Raw genomic sequence first — 18,072 nt, forward strand, 5'->3', positions numbered from 1 at the left:
GCAGGAGGGGTGGGCGCGGGGTCGGCGACCGCCAGCGCGGGACCTGCGGCCGCCAGCGCGGCCACCAGGCCCGCGGTGAGCGCGAGCCTGGCCGCGCGTCTCTTGCCTGGTATGTGATCGAGTGGCATGGGCATCCCTGTTCGGACCGTCGGGTCGGTGTTCGGAAAACGGAACCGTACGGGTGGTCACCCTGCCGGGAAAAGCGGCTCTTTGTGGTGCGTTGACCTTCTCTTGGTGCTCCGATGACGTGTTTCCGCCACTGGCAAAACCGCGCAAAAGCATGCAAGAGCCGCGGTAGCGGGCTCAGTGCGGGGTCACCACGACATAGGCGGCGGGCAGTTGGTCCACCGAGGCCGTCAGCGCCGTCCGCACCACGGTGGCCTGCTGCTCACCGGCGTCCCGCAACTTGGCCGCGGTCACGTGCACCAGGGTGATGCCCAGTGCTTCGAGCCGCTCGCGCTGCCGTACGCAGCGCGACCACATCTCGTCGTCGCCGAGTGCCGTGGTGAGCGCGTACGTCTCGTCGCCCTTCCCGACGTGAAGGGCGACGCCGAGGGGGTCGGCATGGACGTCGTCCGCGGCGGCGTCGCAGGTGGTGACGGCGTCGTCCATTGCCGGGCCGTGGCCCGTGGCCGCGCCGTCGCCAGGCCGCGGTCCGTACCCGTCCGTGCCGTCCGGGGACCGACCGGACCGCGGGTCGATCGCGAGAGCCACCGCATGCTCGGGCCAGTAGGCGTCCACCGGGCCGAGCTGCGGCCCGGCGGGCAGCCGCAGGTCGACGTTCCAGACCGGGTCTGGCAACTGGTGGTCGCGCACCATCGCGTAGAGCCGCCGCTCCGCCATGACGCGGTCGGCGCAGCGCAGCGCGCCGACCGCCGCGGCGACCTGCGGTCGCTCCAGCAGCCCGGCACCTGCCAGTTCGCGCAGCACAGGCGCGGCGTCGCAGTGCCCGCCGCGTACGGCCTCGGTCAGCAGCCGCCGTACGGTCTCGGCGTCGTCCAGTCCCGCGACGGCGTCGGCCAGCGCGCGCGGCACCGGGGCGCAGGGCAGCCCGGCCACCTCCAGCGGGCGCGGCAGGTCGCGGCTGCGGTGCACGCACACGTCGCCGACGTCCCGCAGCCGGCGCTGCCGGGGCACCAGGACGTCGATCCGCGGCAGTTCGCGCAGCGGCGGCACCCCCGGAGAAGCGGTACAGGGCGAGCGCGGCCATGCCGGTCACCATCGCCTCCCGGCCGCCGCCGAGCGGACCGTACGCGTGCGGGTCGCGGCCGGCGTAGAGCAGCGCGGCCTGCAACCGCTGCCGGCCGCTGGGCGGTCCCGCGTGCAGCAGGTACACCTGCGGGAGCAGTTGCTGCCAGGGGCCGCCAGGGCGGCAGCGCTTGGCGACGGCCGCCGCCGGCACACCGTGGCGGCGCAGCTGATGGAGGGTCAGCACCTTCTGCCTCGCGGGCAGTCGGCGGCTCAGGGCATGCGAGGTGCGCGGGTTCACGTTCATGGGAACGTCGTTCCCGCGGCCGGGCCGGTCACTAACCGTTGTTACCCGCTCGTCGACAAAACAGGACAACGCAGGGCTAAAGCGCGGATGTTCGGGTGCCGATCAGGGCTTCTCCCCCGCGCGGGTGACGAGGGCCGCCCCTTGGACGGGGCGGCCCCGCACCCGTGGTCAGATCCCGGCGCCGGGGCGGGTCGCCGGCGCGACGCAGGCCTGCGCGCGCAGCGCCCGGGCCAGGTCGTCCCGTGCTTCGAGCACCAGCCGGCGCAGCGCGGGCGCGGCAGCCGGGTGCGCCTCCAGCCACGCGTCGGTCGCCGCCAGCGTCTCCTGGCGGTCCTGGAGGGCCGGGTAGAACCCGCTGACGACCGCCATCGCGGTCTCGATCGAGCGGGTCTCCCACAGCTCCTCCAGCGCCGCGAAATACCGCTGCGTGTACGGCGCGAGCAGATCGCGCTGCCCGGCCTGCGCGAAGCCCGCGATGGTCGCCTCCACCAGCGCGTTCGACAGCGCGTCCGAGCCCACCACGTCGGCCCAGGCCGCGGCCTTCACCTCGGCGGAGGGCCGCGCCGCCAGGCAGCGCACCTCGTGCCGGTGGCCCGACGCCGTGTCGTCCCTGGCCCGCTCGGCGGCGATCGCCGCCGCGTCGGCCGCGCCCCGCGCGGTCAGCGCGCCGAGGAAGGTCCAGCGCAGCTCCTGGTCCACCACCAGGCCGTCGATCTTCGCGGAACCGTCGAGCAGTCCGCGCAGCAGCTGCAGATCGGCGGCCGACGACGCCACCGAGGAGAAGAACCGCGCCCACGCCAGCTGGTGCCCGCTGCCCGGCTCGGCGAGCCGCAGCTCATGCAGCGCGCCCTGGGCCAGCTCGGCCGCCGCGGCGTCGCGGCGGTCCGCCGCCACATAGTGCGTCAGCGCGGTCCGCGCCTGGACGTGCAGCGACTGCAGCACCCCGATGTCGCTCTCCCGGCCCGCGAAGAGCAGCACCAGGCCCAGATAGTCGCCGGCCGGCATCAGCGCGTCCCTGGTCATGCTCCACACCGCCGACCAGGCCAGCGCCCTGGCCAGCGGGTCGGACAGGTCGCCCAGGTGCGAGCGCAGCGTGTCGAGCGAGGCCGGGTCGAAGCGGATCTTGCAGTACGTCAGGTCGTCGTCGTTGACCAGCACCAGGTCGGGCCGCGGCTGCCCGGCCAGCTCCTCGACCACCGTGACCGGACCCGCCACATCGGCCTCGGCCCGCGCGTAGCGCTCCAGGGCGCCGCCCGGCACGCGCCGGTAGAGGCCCACCGCGACCCGGTGCGGGCGCAGCTGCGGATGAGCCGGGTCGTCCGCGGTCTGGAGCACCGTCAGCGCGGTGATCCGGTCCTCCGCGTCATGGACGACCTGCGGGGTCAGCGAATTGACGCCCGCCGTCTCCAGCCACGCCCGCGACCAGGCCGGCATGTCGCGGCCCGAGGTCTCGGTCAGCACCGACAGCAGGTCGGCCAGCTCGGTGTTGCCGTACGCGTGCCGCTTGAAATACCGCCGGGCCGCCTCCAGGAAGGCGTCCCTGCCGACATAGGCCACCAGCTGCTTGAGCACCGCGGCGCCCTTGGAATAGGTGATGCCGTCGAAGTTGAGCTTGGCGTCCTCCAGGTCGCGGATGTCGGCGACCACCGGGTGCGTGGACGGCAGCTGGTCGGCGCGGTAGGCCCACGCCTTGCGGCGGTTGGCGAAGGTGATCCACCCCTCGGCATATTGCGTCGCCTCCACCTGGGAGAAGGCCGCCATGAAGTCCGCGAAGGACTCCTTGAGCCACAGGTCGTCCCACCAGCGCATCGTCACCAGGTCGCCGAACCACATGTGCGCCATCTCATGCAGCACGACACTGGCCCGGTGCTCGTACGACGCCCGCGTCACCTTGCCGCGGAAGACGAACTCCTCCCGGAAGGTCACACAGCCCGGATTCTCCATCGCCCCGATGTTGTACTCCGGCACGAAGGCCTGGTCGTACTTCCCGAACGGATACGGGTAGTCAAAGTTGTCGTGGTAGAAGTCCAGGCCCTGCTTGGTCACGGTGAAGATCTCGTCCGCGTCGAAATGCCGCGCCAGCGAGCGGCGGCACAGCGCGCGCAGCGGGATGTCGAGCGTCACCTTGTCGTCGAAGGCGCGCGCGTAGTGGTCGTGCTCGACGTGGTAGGGGCCGGCGACGACCGCGGTGATGTACGTCGCGATCGGCAGGGTCGGCCGGAAACGGGTGGTCGCGCCGCCGCCGTCGGCCGCGGCGGGCCCACCGTCCTGCTCGGCGTTGGACAGCACCGTCCAGCCCTCGGGGGCGGTCACCTGGAAGGTGAACGGCGCCTTGAGGTCGGGCTGTTCGAAATTCGCGAAGACCCGGCGGGCGTCGGCCGGCTCGTACTGCGTGTAGAGGTAGACCTCGCCGTCCTCCGGGTCCTCGAAGCGGTGCAGGCCCTCGCCCGTACGGCTGTAGGCGCAACGCGCGTCGACCACCAGGGTGTTGCGCTCGGCGAGGCCGTCGAGGGCGATCCTGGCGCCGTCGTGGACCGCCGCGGGATCCAGCTCCCGGCCGTTCAGCCGGACCGATGTCACCTCGGACGCGACGAGATCGGCGAAGGACGACACGCCCGGCCGGCTGCACCGGAAGTCGATCACCGTGGTGGACCGGAAGGTGCGTTCCCCGCCGGCGGTCGCGGCACCGACCGCGGACCGTACGTCGAGCGCCACGTCGTAGCGCTCCACCGACAGGACCGCGGCCCGCTCGCGGGCCTCCTCACGGCTCAGGTTCTCGCCGGGCACGGGCGGCTCCTTCGTGTATGACCCCCGGTACGGACACGCAACGCTTCGCATCTTTCCACGGAGGTCGGACACAAGAGCGCCCACCAGCGCATACGGCGGCACGGCGGTCGGGAATGCCGCCGCGCCCCCGCCGCGTTGTGGCGTTCAGGAGTGCCATGCACAGCCCCGCCCGGGGAGCCGTCCGGCAGAGCCCGGACGCCGCCCGCATCCCGCACGAGGAGTACGCAGTGACTGCGACCGAGACCACCAAGACTCCGGCCGACTTCTGGTTCGACCCGCTGTGCCCGTGGGCATGGATGACGTCCCGCTGGATGCTGGAGGTCGAAAAGCTGCGCCCTGTCGAGGTGCGGTGGCACGTCATGAGCCTGGCGGTGCTGAACGAGGACAAGCTCGACACCCTCCCCGAGAACTACGCCACCTTCCTGCGGGAGGCCTGGGGCCCGGTCCGCGTGGTGATCGCCGCCCAGCAGGAGCACGGCGACGAGGTCGTCGGCCCGCTCTACGAGGCGCTCGGCACCCGCTTCCACAACCAGGGCCTGCCGAAGTCCAAGGAGACGATCGTCGCGGCCCTCGAAGAGGTCGGGCTGCCCGCCGGGCTGGCCGACTACGCCGACCGCGACACCTACGACACCGAGCTGCGCGCCTCCCACAAGGAGGGCATCGACAAGGTCGGCCAGGAGGTCGGTACCCCGGTGATCGCCGTCCCCGGCGCCGACGGCTCGCAGGTCGCCTTCTTCGGCCCCGTCGTCACCCCCGCCCCCAAGGGCGAGGCGGCGGCGAAGCTCTGGGACGGCACGCTCCTGGTGGCGTCGGTCCCCGGCTTCTACGAGATCAAGCGCACCCGCACCGCCGGGCCCAGCTTCGAGTAGAGCGGTCGGAGAGCCATGGCACACCTGGGCCTGGTGGCCGTCGTCGTACGCGACTACGACGAGGCCATCACCTACTACACCGGCGCGCTCGGCTTCGAGCTGCGCGAGGACACCCCGCGCGAGGACGGCGGCCGGTGGGTCGTCGTCGCGCCGCCGGGCGCCCGCGAGACCGGCCTGCTGCTCGCCCGCGCCACCACGCCGGGCCAGACCGCCAGGATCGGCGACCAGACCGGCGGGCGGGTCGGACTCTTCCTGAACACCGAGGACTTCGACGGCGACTACAAGCGGATGGTCGCCGCGGGCGTGGTCTTCGAGGAGGAGCCGCGCTACGAGCCGTACGGCGCGGTGGTCGTCTTCCACGACCTGTACGGCAACAGGTGGGACCTCATTCAGCTCGCCTGAATTGGTGGAACCGCACAGTGCGGGTGGCCGGGAAGGGGGGAGGGCGTACCCGTCCCGGCCGTCCGTCGCGCGTGACGTGGGTCACGCGACCTGCTCAAACGGGTCCGCGTGCGGGCGCGGGAGTCTCCAAGCGGAAGATCACGGCTTTGTAGGGGTCCGACGATGAAGGGGGATCGGCGGCTGGGTTAGCGTCACCGTGACCCACCGATCACCCCCACCCCGCGGAGAACCGATGAGCACCACAGCTGTCCCCGGCCGGGCCGGAACCGTCCTCGCCGACCTGTTCCCCGCGTCCTCCGCCGGCCGGGCCCGGCTCAGGGACGCCGCCCTGGTCGTCGGCGGCGCCGCGCTCACCGGGCTCGCCGCGCAATTGTCCGTGCCCGTACCCGGCTCCCCGGTCCCGGTCACCGGCCAGACCTTCGCCGCGCTGCTGGTCGGCACGGCGCTCGGCGCGAAGCGCGGGGTCGCGTCGCTCGGCCTGTACGCCGCCGCCGGCGCTGCCGGCCTGCCGTGGTTCGCGGACGGTACGTCCGGCTGGTCCATGCCGAGCTTCGGCTACATCCTCGGAATGCTCGTCGCCTCCGGCGTGGTCGGCTTCCTCGCGCGGCGCGGCGGCGATCGCACGGTGCTGCGGACCGCCGGGGTGATGGTGCTCGGCTCCGCCGTCATCTACGCGGTGGGCGTGCCCTATCTGGCCGCCTCGGCCCACCTTTCGGCCCACCAGGCCCTGACGACGGGCCTTCGGCCCTATCTTCTGGGTGACGCGCTCAAGGCCGCGCTTGCCATGGCGGCGCTTCCCGCCGCCTGGCGCCTCACCAACTCCCCCTCCTAGCCCATCGCCGGCGCGGGCCTGCCGGGGGTGCCCCTTCGGTAAGGGGGCGCCCACCAGGGCGCGGGGAACTGCGCGACCCGCCGTCGACAGCCTGCACGTCGCCACCGGCCGAAAAGGTCTCCTCAGCCCGTTCCGGACCACCGGAGGTGGGTGGTTGCTCGCGCCGTTCCCCGCGCCCCTGGGTGGGCACCCCCTGCCGAAGGGGGGCCGCCCAACCCCCGCGCCGGGGGCGGCGTACCCGCCGACGCACGCGGCACCCCCGGCCCGCGCCAGCGGAGGCGTACCCCCTGCCGAAGGGGAGCCGCCCAACACCCGGGCCGGGGCAGGCGTACGCGGCGATACCGCGAGCCCGGGCCGGCGGGGGCGCCCGGGATGGGAGGATGGGCGCATGCGCGTGTACCTCGGCTCCGACCATGCCGGCTTCGAACTCAAGAACCACCTCGTGGACTGGCTCACAAGCAACGGGCACGAGCCCGTGGACTGCGGCCCGCACATCTACGACGCGGTCGACGACTACCCGCCCTTCTGCCTCCGCGCGGCCGAGCGGACCGCCGCCGACCCCGGCAGCCTCGGCATCGTGATCGGCGGCTCGGGCAACGGCGAGCAGATCGCCGCGAACAAGGTGCGCGGCGTCCGCGCCGCCCTGGCGTGGAGCGAGCAGACCGCCACCCTGGCCCGCGAGCACAACGACGCGAACGTGCTGAGCGTCGGCGGCCGGATGCACACCCAGGAGGAGGCCGTGAAGTTCGTGGAGCTGTTCCTGGCGACGCCGTATTCGCACGCCGAGCGCCACCAGCGGCGTATCGACATGCTCACCGCGTACGAGGCCACCGGCGAGCTTCCACCGGTCCCCGCGCACCACCCGCAGCAGGACTGACCGGGCGATGCCCGAGGGCCACACGATCCACCGGCTGGCCGCCGACCACAGGGAGCGGTTCCGCGGCCGGGCGGTGCGGGCGAGCAGCCCGCAGGGCAAGTTCTCCGACGGTGCCGCACTGCTGGACGGCCAGGTGATGGACGAGGCGCAGGCGCACGGCAAGCACCTCTTCCTCGGCTTCGGCGGCGCCGGCTGGGTGCACGTCCACCTGGGCCTGATCGGGAAGTTCGGCTTCGGCGACGGCCCGGCGCCGCCGCCGACCGACACCGTACGGCTGCGCATTGCGACGCCGTCGCACTATGCCGACCTGCGCGGCCCGGCCGCCTGCGCGCTGATCACCGAGCCGGAGAAGCGGGCGATACACGACCGGCTCGGCCCCGACCCGCTGCGCCCGGACGGCGACCCGGAACGGGTGTACGCCAGGATCGCGCGGTCCCGGATCAGCGTGGCCGCGCTGCTGCTCGACCAGAAGGTGATCGCGGGCGTCGGCAACGTCTACCGCGCGGAGGTCCTCTTCCGGCACGGCGTGGACCCCTTCCTGGCCGGCCGCGATCTGCCGCGGCCGGTGTGGGACGCGATGTGGGCCGACCTGGCGGCGATGATGCGCGAGGGCGTACGCACCAACCGGATCGACACCGTGCGCCCCGAGCACGAGCCGGACGCGATGGGCCGCCCGCCGCGGGTGGACGACCACGGCGGCGAGGTCTACGTCTACCGCCGCACCGGCCAGCCCTGCCTGGTGTGCGGCACCGGGATCCGCACACAGCCGCTGGACGCCCGCAACCTCTTCTGGTGCCCCCGCTGCCAGGCCTGACCGGCGCGGGGCCGCAGCGGGCGTCCTAGAAGAAGCGCGGCAGCCACGGCTCCAGGTCGGAGCGGAGGGCCGCGGACGCCTCGGCCGGCGCGCCTTGGCGCAGTTCGGTGACCAGTCCCGCGCCGGCCAGCGCCCGCAGGCCGTGGCCGCCGAGACAGGCGGTGCCCAACTCCTTGGCGTCCAGGGCGAGGTCGGCCGGGTCGGCGGTCCGCTGGCAGGCGGCACCCTTGACGTCGGCCGACAGCGGCCAGCGCCCGGCGTTCCACGGGCACACGGCGTCCTGGACGTCGAGCACGACATCGGCCGGCGCCGCGTAGCCGCGCGCCTCAAGGGCGGCGGGCAGGTCCACCAGGCGGACGTACAGGCCGTCGCGCCAGCCGGAGCCGCAGCGGCGGATGTCGGAGACGATCTGCTGGACCGGGTCGTCGACCGGCCGGTTGTGGAAGGTGAGCCGGGCGACCAGGTCGGTGTCGGTGAGGTGGCGCCACAGCGCGGCACAGGTCACCGGACCGAGTGCTTCGACATCGCGCAGCTTGACGCTGCCGTCGGGCACCCCGAAGTCGTCCCGCCGGCCCTGACCGCATAGCGGGCGTACCGCGCACCTCGCCGTCGGTCTCGGCGAGCACGGCCAGCCGTTCGCCGTAGCCGCCGCGGTTCCCTGGCGGGTCCAGCAGCGGCAGCTGCTCCCAGCCGGGCTGTCCGGCCGGCATGCCGGGCCGGGTGGGCACCACACGGGCGTAGACGGCCTCGCAGGCGGCGGCGCCCTCGGCCGGGGTGACCAGCCGCATCCGTACCGCGTCGGCGCCCGGCGGCACCGCGACCGTGACCCGGGTGGTGTCGATCCCGCCGTGCATCTGCCGGGTGGCGGTGCCGGCGGGCGAAGCGGCCGTAGACCGACGGCTCGGGGGCGGTCAGCACGGCGACGGCGGTACCCCGTTCGTGGAAGTCGCCGAGCTGACGGCGCATCATCGCGCTGAGCACCCCGCGGCGGCGGTGCGTCGGCTGGACGCTGACCGTGGTGACGCCCGCGGTGTCGAGCAGGGCGCCGCCCGGCAGGCGCATGCGGAAGTCGAAGGCGCCCGCGGTACCGGCGGTGCCGCCGTCCACCCGGGCGGCGATCGCCCGCTCGACGGGCAGCAGGCCGCGCCACATCACTGCTACCTCAGGGGCGCCGCCCGGCCCGCCGAAGGCCCGCACCAGGCGGAGGCAGAACTCCTCCCAGTCCTCGGCCGCGAGCGCCCGCAGATCGATCGTCATGCGCACTGCCTACGCAGAACCCCCCGGCGGCAGGCGAACGTATTTTCCCGCCTGCTTTCCGCCCTGTTCCGGCTCACCCGGACAGCTCACAACCCATCCGGCCTGCACGGCAGGGCCATCCGTGGATAGGGTCGCCGGAACATGGCAAAAGTGGCGGCGGGCGAGGGGCTCGGGCTCAGGTGGCGCAGACGGCTGCACCGGGCCCGGCTCAGCGTGCGCAAGTCCGCCGTCGACTACTTCCGCGGCGGCGCTTCGGACTGGGCCGGCCTCGGCGTGCTGATCGCGGTGATCCCGGTCCTGGCGTACACCTCGGTGGTCACACCGGTGTGGTGCCCGCCGAGCGCCCTGGTGCTGCCGATCCTGGCCGGCGGGCTGCTGCTGCGCCCCTCCAGCCTGCTGCTGGTCTACGCGGCCTCCGCGGTCGCGCTGATCGCGGAGTCGGCCGCCCTCGGCCCCTACCGCGAGGGTCCGGCGCGGGTCACTCCCGGCACGGTGCTCGTGGTGACCGCGGTGGCGCTGGCCGGCCTGGTCATCGCCCAGTTCAGGGCCAGGGTCGGGGTGCCGTGGCGGGGCGGCCACACCATGCTGTTCGACCTCAGGGAAAGAATCCGGGTGCAGAGCAGGCTGCCGCGGCTGCCCGGCGGCTGGCACGCCGAGATGTCGCTGCGGCCGGCCGGCGGCCAGTCCTTCTCCGGCGACTTCGTGGTCGCCACCCGCAGCGCCGGCGGCCGGGTGCTCGAAGCGGTGCTCACCGACGTGTCCGGCAAGGGCATGGACGCCGCCTCGCGCTCGCTGCTGCTGTCCGGCGCCTTCGGCGGCCTGCTCGGCTCGCTGCCGCCGCACGCCTTCCTCACCGCCGCCAACGGCTATCTGCTGCGGCAGAACTGGGAGGAGGGCTTCGCGACCTCCGTGCACCTGGTGCTCGACCTGGAGAGCGGCGACTACGAGCTGCTGTCCGCGGGCCACCCGCCGGGCGTCCAACTGCACGCCGGCAGCGGGCGGTGGGAGGAGAAGGCCGCGGAGGGACCGCTGCTCGGTGTCTACGACGGGGCCGAATTCCACGGCGCCAAGGGCACGCTGCGGTCCGGCGACGTCCTGATGCTGTTCACCGACGGCCTGGTGGAGACCGCCGAGCGCGACATCGCCGAGGGCATGGACCGGCTGATCGGCGAGGCGGACCGCTTCGTCGCAACCGGATTCCGCGGTTCCGCCTGGCGGTTGATCGAGGCGGTGGCCAAGGACGTGAACGACGACCGCGCGTTGCTCGTAGTGTGCCGCGACTAGCCCTCGGGAATGGGACTATGTGCCGTGTGACGGAAGAACGTTGATCGTCCGTCACCGATGGCACCATGGGTACGGCGAGGCGGGGGCGGCGCGGTCCCCGGACCGGCAAGGAAACCGAAAGAGGAAGTGATCCGCTGTGGTTATCTCCCTGTCCGCCGCACTGCTGCTCGCAGTCATCCTGGTGGTGATGATCCGGGCGAAGTCGATAAAGGTGGGCCCCGCGATCGTCGCCGCCCTCTTCGGCTTCTTCCTCGCCTCCACGAACATGGCGCCGGACATCAACCGGTTCCTCAACTCAGTGGCCGACACCATCAACCAGATAAAGATCTGACGCGGGCGCCGTCCTCGGGGCGGCGTCCAGGATCCGGCGCAGCCCCGCACCGGATCCGGCGCCGCCGCCGGCCAGCAGCGCGGCGAGCACCGCGATACGCGCCTGCCCCGGCTTGAGCGTGCCGGTCAGCAGCGCGCCGGCCGCCGCGAGGTCCACCGCGCCGCCACCGGTGTAGAGCGGCGCCACGGCGCCGGCCGCCACCCGGGTGCTGACCGCGACCTCCACGCCCGCCGCGACGGCCCTGCGTACGGCGTCGACGACCTCCGGGTTCGCGTTGCCCGCGCCGGTGCCGACCAGCACGATGCCGCGGGCGCCCGCGCCGACCGCCGCGTCGAAGAGCACCGAGTCGCCGTCGCTGTGGTGCATCACGATGTCCACCCGGGGCGCGGTGGTGCCGCGCTCCGGCAGCGGCAGCGCCTCGGGGCGCGGCTGCTGCCGGCCCCAGGTCACCCGGCCGAATTCGACCCGGCCCAGCGGCAGCCCGTCGGGGGCGCCGAAGGCGCGGGCGTCCACGGTGTGCCGCTTGACCGTGCCGCGGGCGGCGAAGACCTGCCCGGCGAAGACGATCACGGAGCCGATGTCGCGGCGCGAGGAGGCCGTCAGCAGCGCGTCGTAGAGATTGCCCGCCGCGTCGCCGTCCGCCGCGTCCAGCGGCTGCTGGGCGCCGGTGAAGACCACCGGGCGCCGGTCGCCGTGGAAGAGGTCGACGAAGAAGGCCGACTCCTCCAGCGTGTCGGTGCCGTGGGTGACGACGACGCCGTCCACCTCGGGGTCGGCGAGCGCGTCGTGCACCGCGTGCAGCAGTCGCAGCTGGTGGTCGGTCGTGAGCCGCGAGCTGTTGACGGTGAAGAGGTCGACCACCCGCACCTCGACGCCGTCGGGCACCGCGCTCGCCTCCAGGACCTCCTGCCCGGCGGCCTCCGCCGCGTAGCCGTCGCCCTGCCATCGGCTGGCGATGGTGCCTCCGGTGCTGATGACCACGACGTGTCGCACGATGCCTCCGCCTCCGCTGCTGCCGCTGTGCCGACCGCGCCCGTCGGTGCCGTCGGTGCCGCCGATGACGTGGCGGCATCACCGGGGGCGGTCTTCCTCCTGCAATGATATGCGCGTAGACCCGCCATATGATTGCGAATACCGGCCGGTACACCCTGGAATGCTGGGTGATAATGCTTCGGTGGACGCCATTGACAGAAGCATCTTGCGCGAACTGCAGACCGACGGCCGGCTGACCAACCAGGAGCTGGCCCAGCGTGTCGGCCTGACACCCTCCCCGTGCCTGCGCCGGGTGCGCCAGCTGGAGGACGACGGGGTGATCCAGACCTACCGGGCAGTGGTCGACCCGGCCGCCGTCGGACGCGGCTTCGAGGTCTTCGCCTCGGTCGAGGTCCAGCGCGACCGCGACTCGGTCGCCGCCTTCGAGGCCGAGGTCCAGTCCACCACCGACGTCGTGGAGGCCTACCGCCTCTACGGAGCCCCCGGCTGCCTGCTGCGGATCGCGGTGGCCGACTCCGACGCCTACGAGCGGTTCTGGACCGAGAAGCTCATCGCCCTGCCGGGCGTCAGCGACGTCAACTCCCAGATGATCATGCGCCGCATCAAGTCGCCGCAGGGCGTCCCGGTGGACTGAGGCCCGGGCGGACCGGGGGCGCCCCGCGCCCCGGGAGCGTGAAAAAGCCCCCGGTCACCGGGACGGGACCCGGGCCGGAGGCCGTGGAGCGGGCGACGGGAATCGAACCCGCGTAGCTAGTTTGGAAGACCAGTGCGGTGCCCTCACGGTGACCTCGTACGGCGCCGTGCAGGGCCTACGGGGCGTCTGGCCCGCTGTTCCCCGTGGGACCCCGCTGCGTACCCGTCAGACGGGCACGCAGCGGGCACGGGTTACAGGTTGTTCTTCAGCCAGTCACTCGCCTGTGAGTCGAAGCCGATCCACGCCGCGCTGTCGCCGGTCACGTTGATGACGAGAAGCTCGTCGTTCCCGTCGACGTACGGCTGGAGGGACTTGCACACCTGGGCGGAGTTGAGCTCGGTACGGATGAACCACGTCGAGTCCAGCTTGTGCCACCACGTGCCGTTGGAGATCTTCTTGATCTGATCGGCGAGGGCCTCGTACTTCTGCCCCGGCCGGTTCAGGTCGTATCCGATCATCTGCGTGCTGAGCGCCATGTCTCACTTCTCTCCGAGGTCGGCGCTCCGAGTTGACGCGGTGTTGGAATACCGTGCTTCACGTTATAGGGTCCCTGGGCGCAGCCAACGCACAAGGCCCCATGCCGGATTGCTCGACCTCAAGTCGAGACCCCGGATGGGGCCTGCTTGGGTTTGACCGCTTTAGTGAAGCACTCCTGACGGGCTGTCGGCAACTTTCTCGTAACCCGAACCACAACTTGTGGTGCTACTGCCGGGTAGAGCTACCACATCTTGTGGTCGACCGTCGATCGACTAGGTGAACCGACAATCATAACCGGTGCTGCCGACAGTGCCGGGTGGCCTAACTGGTGCGCTTGTTGAGGCCGTTGTGCCCGGGGCTCCGGACCTCACCCCGCTCTTCCCATCCCGTCTGCCGTCGGCCCGCACTCCTGTGGAGCGGGCGTGGTTCAGGGCGTCAAGGTGGAGCGCGCCACTGTACGAACGACCTTGACGCCCTGGGCCGCGACTGCTCGGCTTGCCCGGGTCGATGGCAGGTGGGATGGGAGCACCACCGCTCACCACGATGAACGCGCGGACGCCGGCGAGTTGGGGCCATCTCGGAGCCGGAGCGCCCCCGCCGGAGGCATCGTCTTGGCCTCGGCTGTTGGGGATCACCTCATGCCGCAGGCCTCCCCCTTCGCGGGCGCGCGGCGGCGAGGCGGCGCCGAGCGGGCCGAAGGCAGGAGCGTGGGCGCAAGCCGTAGCCGGGAAGCGCGCCCGGCGGAGCGGTAGCGGAGCCGGGTGCCTTGATGAGGTAGGGAAAGTTCTAACAGCCCAGCTCAGGGCTACGCGTCGAAGTCGTACTCAAGGATGTACGAGGCCGAATCCAAGGTCATCTCGTTGACCTCGACAGCGCGGCCCTCGTCCGCGAACGCGGTGCGGCAGATGAGGATCACCGGCGTGCCCATGGCGAGGCCGAGTTGTGTCGCCTCGTCCAGTGACGGCATGCGGCAGCGGATCTCCTCGCGGAAGTGCACAGGTTTGTAGCCGAGTTCAGCGAGACGGGCGTACGTGCCGCCAGGGCCGGTGTCCTCCTCGGTGATCGCTGAACCGGCGACAAGGCTCGCCGGCAGGTATGACCTGGCGACAAGGATCGGCTTGCTGTCGAGGACGAACCGGCGGCTCCTTACGCATAGGGCGTCGCCCGGCTCCAGCCCCAACACCGAGGCGATGCGCTCAGGCGCTTCCTCCTCGGTGACCTTGAGCTGATCCACGACCAACGTCCGGTCGTCGGTGTCCGCTGCCCAGATGGAGCGGCCCTCGCCCCACTGCGAACGCGATAGACGCTGAATGCCTCGCCGGCGAAGCGGGTGGAACGAACGTACGAAGACGCCTGCGCCCTTGCGTGACTCGGCGATGCCCTCGTTCTGGAGTACGCCGAGGGCTTGGCGGGCAGTCATCCGGGCCACGTCGTGAGTCGTCATGAGGTCGTTCTCGCCTGGGAGTCGATCACCCGGGCCGTACTCGCCGGAGTGGATCGCCTCGCGTAGTGCGTCAGCGATCCGCTGGTACTTCGGCTGACGTCCGGCGTCAGGGGTGCCCATGAATGATCTCTCCTCTTCCTCTCTAGACAGCTTAAGGGTCACGTTCCTCCCGCGGGAGATACGTACCGCGCTCGCAACGAACGTGTCCCCCATGAGGCCCAACAAGCATCTCTAGAGACGTGTTGACATCTCTAGAGATGTGGCGTTCACTGGAATCATCTCTAGAGAGGTGACTCACAGGGGTTGCCTCGCACAAGGGGAAACGAGATGGCTTCGTTCAAGATCGACCTTTCGACCGCCACGGTGTTCGTGGCCACCCCGCCGGTTCCGAAGCTGGTGAACAAGCAGACCGGCGAGATCGCGATGGACCGCGAGACGGGGGCGCCGCTGAGGACGGTGGGCCTGCTGGTCTCGGATGAGGGGCAGGGGGACCTGTTCCAGGTGACGATCCCGGAGACGGGTATCGACGCGACGCTCACTCCGGGGACGCTGGTCGCGGTGACGGGGCTGCGGGCGCGGGACTGGGAGAACGAGTTCAACGGGCAGAAGCGCCACGGGATCAGCTTCCGCGCCGTGGCCGTCACCTCGCTCATGCCGGCGGCTACCGCGAACGGCAAGGGCTGACCGGCCGTGGTGACCGTACTGGTGTTATCCGGCGCCGGGATCGCCGCTGTGCTGATCCTGCGCCGGGTCCGCCCGGACCTGTACTGGCTGGTCATCGGCGGCCCTGCCGCCCGGGTCCGGGTCGGCTGGACCTACGCCTCCGTGATGGACGCGTGCGGCCTGGCGGTTCCCCCCTCGCGGGCACGGATCGCGGTCGCCCGGGCGCTGCGCCGGGAGATGCCGGCCAACCGGCCCCCCAAGCTGCTCCGCCTGCGGACCACGCGCACGGGCCTGGTGGCCCGTATCCGGCTCCAGCCCGGACAGGACGCCTTCGACGTCATCACCGCCGCCGACCGACTGCGGCACTCCTGGCGCCTCCACCAGGTCACGGTCAAGGAACTCCGCTCCGGGGTCCTGGAACTGTCCATGACCGGCTACGACGTCCTGGGCCGCGTGCACATGCCGACCAGGGCGGAACGCACGCCGCTGCGGGTTCCGGTCGCGCTGCGCGATGACGGGGCGGTGCACTATCGGGACTTCCGCAAGGTCCCGCACAGCCTGACCGTGGGGGCGACCGAGTCGGGCAAGTCCGTCTACCAACGCGGCCTGATCAAGGAACTCGCCCCTCATCCGGTGGCGCTGGTCGGGATCGACTGCAAGGGCGTGGAACTCGCCCCGCTGGCCCGCCGGTTCACCGCCCTGGTCGTCACGCCCGACGCGGCCGCTGACCTCCTCGAAGCGCTCGTTGACGAGATGGGCGACCGCTTCGAGGTCATCCGCAACGCACAGCGGATCAGCGCCGACACCCCGGACGCGGAGATCACGAGCGACATCTGGGGCCTGCCGGAGAAGATCCGCCCGGTGCCGGTCGTGGTCATGGTCGATGAGGTCGCCGAACTGCTCCTCATCCCGTCGACGGCGGAGAAGAAGCGCCGGGAGCGGATCATCACCGCCCTGATCCGCCTGGGCCAGCTCGCCCGCGCCGCCGGCATCTACCTGGAAGTGTGCGGGCAGCGCTTCGGCTCGGAGCTGGGCGACGGCGTCACGATGCTGCGCGCTCAGCTCACCGGGCGGGTCTGCCACCGCGTCAACGATGAAGCCTCCGCGAAGATGGCCTTCGGCGACATCGCCCCCGAAGCTCTGGCCTCGGTCCTGGCCATCGCCCCTGACCAGCCCGGTGTCGCTGTCGCTGCCGATACCTCCGGCGGCTGGTCGCGCATCCGCACCCCGCACACCTCACTGCGCGACGCGGTCGCCACCTGCAACGCGTACGCGTCGCTGACCCCCGAGGTGCCCGCACTGGCAGCCTTCCGGCCCAACCTGCCCCCGCTGCCCACCGGGACCGAACCGGTACCCGGGCCGGTCCCGGCAACCGCCTGACCCCTCCCCGCCCCACCGGCCGGCGTGACCGTCTTCACGCCACGTCCCTACCCGCTCCATGCCCGAAACGCCCTGGAAGGGAGGCCCGTGCCATGGCCACTCGCAAGACCACCGCCCGCCCCGCCAAAACCGCCGCCCCCGCTGAGCCGGTGCCGGAGAAGTGCCCGGTGTGCAAGGGCACCGGAACCGTCGCCGTGACCGTCCGTGTGGGCCGCCGGCATCGCGTCGTCGGAAAGCAGGACGGCATGTGCTTGTCCTGCTTCGGCACCGGAGAGGCGTGATCGCCATGACCAAGCCGGAAGCCGAACGGGCCGCCGTGATCCTCGCCGGTGTCGTGATCGTCGTGCTGACCGCCGCCGCGTTCTGGCTGTCGTACGCGCACCTCGCCGACGTCGCCCGCACCAACGGGCTTGCCGCTTCACCTGCCCGGCGCTGGGCGTGGCCCGCGACGCTCGACCTGTTCATCGTCGCCGGTGAGGTGCTGATGTTCCTGGCCGCGCTGCGGGGCCGTACCGACTGGTGGGCTATCGGCCTGACCGTCACCGGCTCGCTCGGCTCGATCGGGCTGAACGTCGCAGGTGTCGGCGCCCGGCAACCGCTGCTGCACTACGTCGTCGCCGCGGTACCGCCGTTCGCCGCGCTGCTGGCCTTCGGCGCGCTCATGCGCCAGGTCCACCGGCTCATTCCCGATACCGCGCCCGGCCACCGCGAAGCGCTGTCGGATCCGGAGGTCGCCGCGCCGGTCGTCCTCGAACGCACCGACGAACTGGCCCCGGCACCCGCACCGCAACTCCCCGCCGCTCCGGCCCCGGTCGTGCCCCCGGCAGTCGCGGTTCCGGCCGCGCTGGTCGACCACGCCCGGAAGATCGCCGACGCACACCGGACCGCGACCGGCACCCCAATCGACACCGCCACCCTGCGCGCCCGCCTCGGCGTCCCTCCGGCACTCGCCGACGCCATCGCCGCCCAACTCACCTGACCTGGAGGAACCTTCATGCGCCCGTCTACCCGCGCCGCTCTGGAACGGTCCGCCGAACTGACTCGCTCCGGCCGGCTGGTCGAAGCTGTGGAAGTCGGAGAGCGCGCCATTACCGGCGCTACCGACACCGAGGTACCCGAGGTCACGAAGTGGCTGCACGACCACGCCGATGACTTCCTGCGCGACCCGAGGGGCTGACCTGATGGCCCGCTTCGAACGCTTCACCAACGTCGCCCGTATCGGTCCTGTCGAGGTCGGCGACCACCGCGACCGGCACGGCCGCAAAGCCACCATCGCCGCCTGCACCGCCCCGCGCTGCGGCTGGTCCAACGACTACGCCACCCGCGCCGCTGCCGAACTCGCCGCCCGCACGCACACCTGCACCACCACCTGATCAGGAAGGAAACGCTGATGTTCAAGCCCAAGTACCCGCCGGACTACACCTACACCCCGCCCGTCACCGCCTACACCGCCCCGCCCGCACCGATGAGCCC

21 protein-coding genes are annotated in these 18,072 nt (G+C 71.9%); 14 read left to right on the forward strand and 7 right to left on the reverse strand.

All coding sequences use genetic code 11. The features are described 5' to 3' along the window. Positions 1-303 precede the first annotated feature (303 nt). Positions 304-1,176 (reverse strand): hypothetical protein, encoded by an 873-nt coding sequence (locus V7E46_RS24400; RefSeq protein ID WP_333770420.1) that lies wholly within the window; start codon positions 1,174-1,176, stop codon positions 304-306. 487 nt (positions 1,177-1,663) lie between these two features. Continuing rightward, entirely contained in the window at positions 1,664-4,282 is a 2,619-nt protein-coding gene (gene pepN, locus V7E46_RS24405; RefSeq protein ID WP_333770421.1) for an aminopeptidase N, read from the reverse strand. 227 nt (positions 4,283-4,509) lie between these two features. Here pepN and V7E46_RS24410 point away from each other — a divergent pair, with 227 nt between their 5' ends. From V7E46_RS24410 to V7E46_RS24430, 5 genes are all read left to right on the forward strand, one after another. Next, positions 4,510-5,151 carry a mycothiol-dependent nitroreductase Rv2466c family protein gene (locus tag V7E46_RS24410; RefSeq protein WP_333770422.1) on the forward strand — a complete coding sequence of 214 codons (642 nt, stop codon included), beginning with the start codon at positions 4,510-4,512 and terminating at the stop codon, positions 5,149-5,151. Positions 5,152-5,166: 15 nt separating this feature from the next. Continuing rightward, positions 5,167-5,553, forward strand: coding sequence for a VOC family protein (locus V7E46_RS24415; RefSeq protein ID WP_329178894.1), 387 nt, complete (start codon positions 5,167-5,169; stop codon positions 5,551-5,553). 232 nt (positions 5,554-5,785) lie between these two features. Continuing rightward, positions 5,786-6,385 (forward strand): biotin transporter BioY, encoded by a 600-nt coding sequence (locus V7E46_RS24420; RefSeq protein ID WP_333770423.1) that lies wholly within the window; start codon positions 5,786-5,788, stop codon positions 6,383-6,385. Positions 6,386-6,773: 388 nt separating this feature from the next. After that, positions 6,774-7,262 carry a ribose-5-phosphate isomerase gene (locus V7E46_RS24425; RefSeq protein WP_329178897.1) on the forward strand — a complete coding sequence of 163 codons (489 nt, stop codon included), beginning with the start codon at positions 6,774-6,776 and terminating at the stop codon, positions 7,260-7,262. Positions 7,263-7,269: 7 nt separating this feature from the next. Beyond that, on the forward strand, positions 7,270-8,076 hold the full coding sequence (locus V7E46_RS24430) for an Fpg/Nei family DNA glycosylase (protein WP_333770424.1): 807 nt from the start codon (positions 7,270-7,272) through the stop codon (positions 8,074-8,076). A gap of 25 nt (positions 8,077-8,101) precedes the next feature. Here the strand turns inward: V7E46_RS24430 and V7E46_RS24435 are convergent, their stop codons facing one another. Together V7E46_RS24435 and V7E46_RS24440 are read right to left on the reverse strand one after the other, a co-directional pair. Further along, entirely contained in the window at positions 8,102-8,629 is a 528-nt protein-coding gene (locus V7E46_RS24435) for a sterol carrier protein domain-containing protein (RefSeq protein ID WP_333770425.1), read from the reverse strand. Continuing rightward, the gene (locus V7E46_RS24440) at positions 8,578-9,333 is read right to left on the reverse strand and encodes a GNAT family N-acetyltransferase (RefSeq protein ID WP_333770426.1); all 756 of its coding nucleotides are present in this window, start codon (positions 9,331-9,333) and stop codon (positions 8,578-8,580) included. Before V7E46_RS24440 ends, V7E46_RS24435 begins: the two co-directional genes overlap by 52 nt. A 141-nt stretch (positions 9,334-9,474) precedes the next feature. Here V7E46_RS24440 and V7E46_RS24445 point away from each other — a divergent pair, with 141 nt between their 5' ends. Together V7E46_RS24445 and V7E46_RS24450 are read left to right on the forward strand one after the other, a co-directional pair. Beyond that, a complete protein-coding gene (locus V7E46_RS24445) occupies positions 9,475-10,617 on the forward strand; it encodes a PP2C family protein-serine/threonine phosphatase (protein ID WP_333770427.1) in 1,143 nt (380 codons plus the stop codon). Between the two features lie 136 nt (positions 10,618-10,753). Beyond that, a complete protein-coding gene (locus tag V7E46_RS24450) occupies positions 10,754-10,948 on the forward strand; it encodes a hypothetical protein (protein ID WP_329178904.1) in 195 nt (64 codons plus the stop codon). On the opposite strand, the gene V7E46_RS24455 is transcribed toward V7E46_RS24450, so the two are convergent. After that, positions 10,913-11,941, reverse strand: coding sequence for an asparaginase (locus V7E46_RS24455; protein ID WP_333770428.1), 1,029 nt, complete (start codon positions 11,939-11,941; stop codon positions 10,913-10,915). The genes V7E46_RS24450 and V7E46_RS24455 overlap by 36 nt on opposite strands. A 181-nt stretch (positions 11,942-12,122) precedes the next feature. On the opposite strand from V7E46_RS24455, the gene V7E46_RS24460 reads away from it, so the two are divergent. After that, the gene (locus tag V7E46_RS24460; protein ID WP_333770429.1) at positions 12,123-12,575 is read left to right on the forward strand and encodes an Lrp/AsnC family transcriptional regulator; all 453 of its coding nucleotides are present in this window, start codon (positions 12,123-12,125) and stop codon (positions 12,573-12,575) included. Between the two features lie 251 nt (positions 12,576-12,826). On the opposite strand, the gene V7E46_RS24465 is transcribed toward V7E46_RS24460, so the two are convergent. Together V7E46_RS24465 and V7E46_RS24470 are read right to left on the reverse strand one after the other, a co-directional pair. Continuing rightward, entirely contained in the window at positions 12,827-13,111 is a 285-nt protein-coding gene (locus V7E46_RS24465; protein ID WP_333770430.1) for a hypothetical protein, read from the reverse strand. Between the two features lie 806 nt (positions 13,112-13,917). Beyond that, a complete protein-coding gene (locus V7E46_RS24470; protein WP_333770431.1) occupies positions 13,918-14,676 on the reverse strand; it encodes a GntR family transcriptional regulator in 759 nt (252 codons plus the stop codon). A 207-nt stretch (positions 14,677-14,883) separates the two neighbouring features. On the opposite strand from V7E46_RS24470, the gene V7E46_RS24475 reads away from it, so the two are divergent. The 6 genes from V7E46_RS24475 to V7E46_RS24500 all read left to right on the forward strand — a co-directional run bounded on the left by V7E46_RS24475 (position 14,884) and on the right by V7E46_RS24500 (position 17,972). After that, positions 14,884-15,240: an SCO3933 family regulatory protein gene (locus V7E46_RS24475; protein WP_333770432.1), complete on the forward strand. Its 357-nt coding sequence runs from the start codon at positions 14,884-14,886 to the stop codon at positions 15,238-15,240. A gap of 6 nt (positions 15,241-15,246) precedes the next feature. Next, on the forward strand, positions 15,247-16,599 hold the full coding sequence (locus V7E46_RS24480) for an FtsK/SpoIIIE domain-containing protein (RefSeq protein WP_443054331.1): 1,353 nt from the start codon (positions 15,247-15,249) through the stop codon (positions 16,597-16,599). A 92-nt stretch (positions 16,600-16,691) separates the two neighbouring features. Next, positions 16,692-16,880 (forward strand): hypothetical protein, encoded by a 189-nt coding sequence (locus V7E46_RS24485; protein ID WP_333770433.1) that lies wholly within the window; start codon positions 16,692-16,694, stop codon positions 16,878-16,880. Positions 16,881-16,885: 5 nt separating this feature from the next. Beyond that, positions 16,886-17,578, forward strand: coding sequence for a DUF2637 domain-containing protein (locus V7E46_RS24490; protein WP_333770434.1), 693 nt, complete (start codon positions 16,886-16,888; stop codon positions 17,576-17,578). 15 nt (positions 17,579-17,593) lie between these two features. Further along, a complete protein-coding gene (locus tag V7E46_RS24495) occupies positions 17,594-17,776 on the forward strand; it encodes a hypothetical protein (RefSeq protein ID WP_333770435.1) in 183 nt (60 codons plus the stop codon). Positions 17,777-17,780: 4 nt separating this feature from the next. Next, positions 17,781-17,972, forward strand: a complete 192-nt coding sequence (locus V7E46_RS24500; protein WP_033176133.1) for a mobile element transfer protein — start codon at positions 17,781-17,783, stop codon at positions 17,970-17,972. Positions 17,973-18,072 lie beyond the last annotated feature (100 nt).

This window comes from Streptomyces sp. IBSBF 2435, assembly GCF_036815005.1.
Taxonomy (GTDB): domain Bacteria; phylum Actinomycetota; class Actinomycetes; order Streptomycetales; family Streptomycetaceae; genus Actinacidiphila.

What these genes read in the sequence shown, in the direction of transcription:
- V7E46_RS24440 (WP_333770426.1), bottom strand. Translation starts at nt 9,333, where the DNA reads ATGACGATCGATCTGCGGGCGCTCGCGGCCGAGGACTGGGAGGAGTTC.
- V7E46_RS24485 (WP_333770433.1), top strand. Translation starts at nt 16,692, where the DNA reads ATGGCCACTCGCAAGACCACCGCCCGCCCCGCCAAAACCGCCGCCCCC.
- V7E46_RS24495 (WP_333770435.1), top strand. Translation starts at nt 17,594, where the DNA reads ATGCGCCCGTCTACCCGCGCCGCTCTGGAACGGTCCGCCGAACTGACT.
- V7E46_RS24415 (WP_329178894.1), top strand. Translation starts at nt 5,167, where the DNA reads ATGGCACACCTGGGCCTGGTGGCCGTCGTCGTACGCGACTACGACGAG.
- V7E46_RS24445 (WP_333770427.1), top strand. Translation starts at nt 9,475, where the DNA reads ATGGCAAAAGTGGCGGCGGGCGAGGGGCTCGGGCTCAGGTGGCGCAGA.
- V7E46_RS24475 (WP_333770432.1), top strand. Translation starts at nt 14,884, where the DNA reads ATGGCTTCGTTCAAGATCGACCTTTCGACCGCCACGGTGTTCGTGGCC.
- V7E46_RS24465 (WP_333770430.1), bottom strand. Translation starts at nt 13,111, where the DNA reads ATGGCGCTCAGCACGCAGATGATCGGATACGACCTGAACCGGCCGGGG.
- V7E46_RS24470 (WP_333770431.1), bottom strand. Translation starts at nt 14,676, where the DNA reads ATGGGCACCCCTGACGCCGGACGTCAGCCGAAGTACCAGCGGATCGCT.
- V7E46_RS24430 (WP_333770424.1), top strand. Translation starts at nt 7,270, where the DNA reads ATGCCCGAGGGCCACACGATCCACCGGCTGGCCGCCGACCACAGGGAG.
- V7E46_RS24425 (WP_329178897.1), top strand. Translation starts at nt 6,774, where the DNA reads ATGCGCGTGTACCTCGGCTCCGACCATGCCGGCTTCGAACTCAAGAAC.
- V7E46_RS24490 (WP_333770434.1), top strand. Translation starts at nt 16,886, where the DNA reads ATGACCAAGCCGGAAGCCGAACGGGCCGCCGTGATCCTCGCCGGTGTC.
- V7E46_RS24500 (WP_033176133.1), top strand. Translation starts at nt 17,781, where the DNA reads ATGGCCCGCTTCGAACGCTTCACCAACGTCGCCCGTATCGGTCCTGTC.
- V7E46_RS24420 (WP_333770423.1), top strand. Translation starts at nt 5,786, where the DNA reads ATGAGCACCACAGCTGTCCCCGGCCGGGCCGGAACCGTCCTCGCCGAC.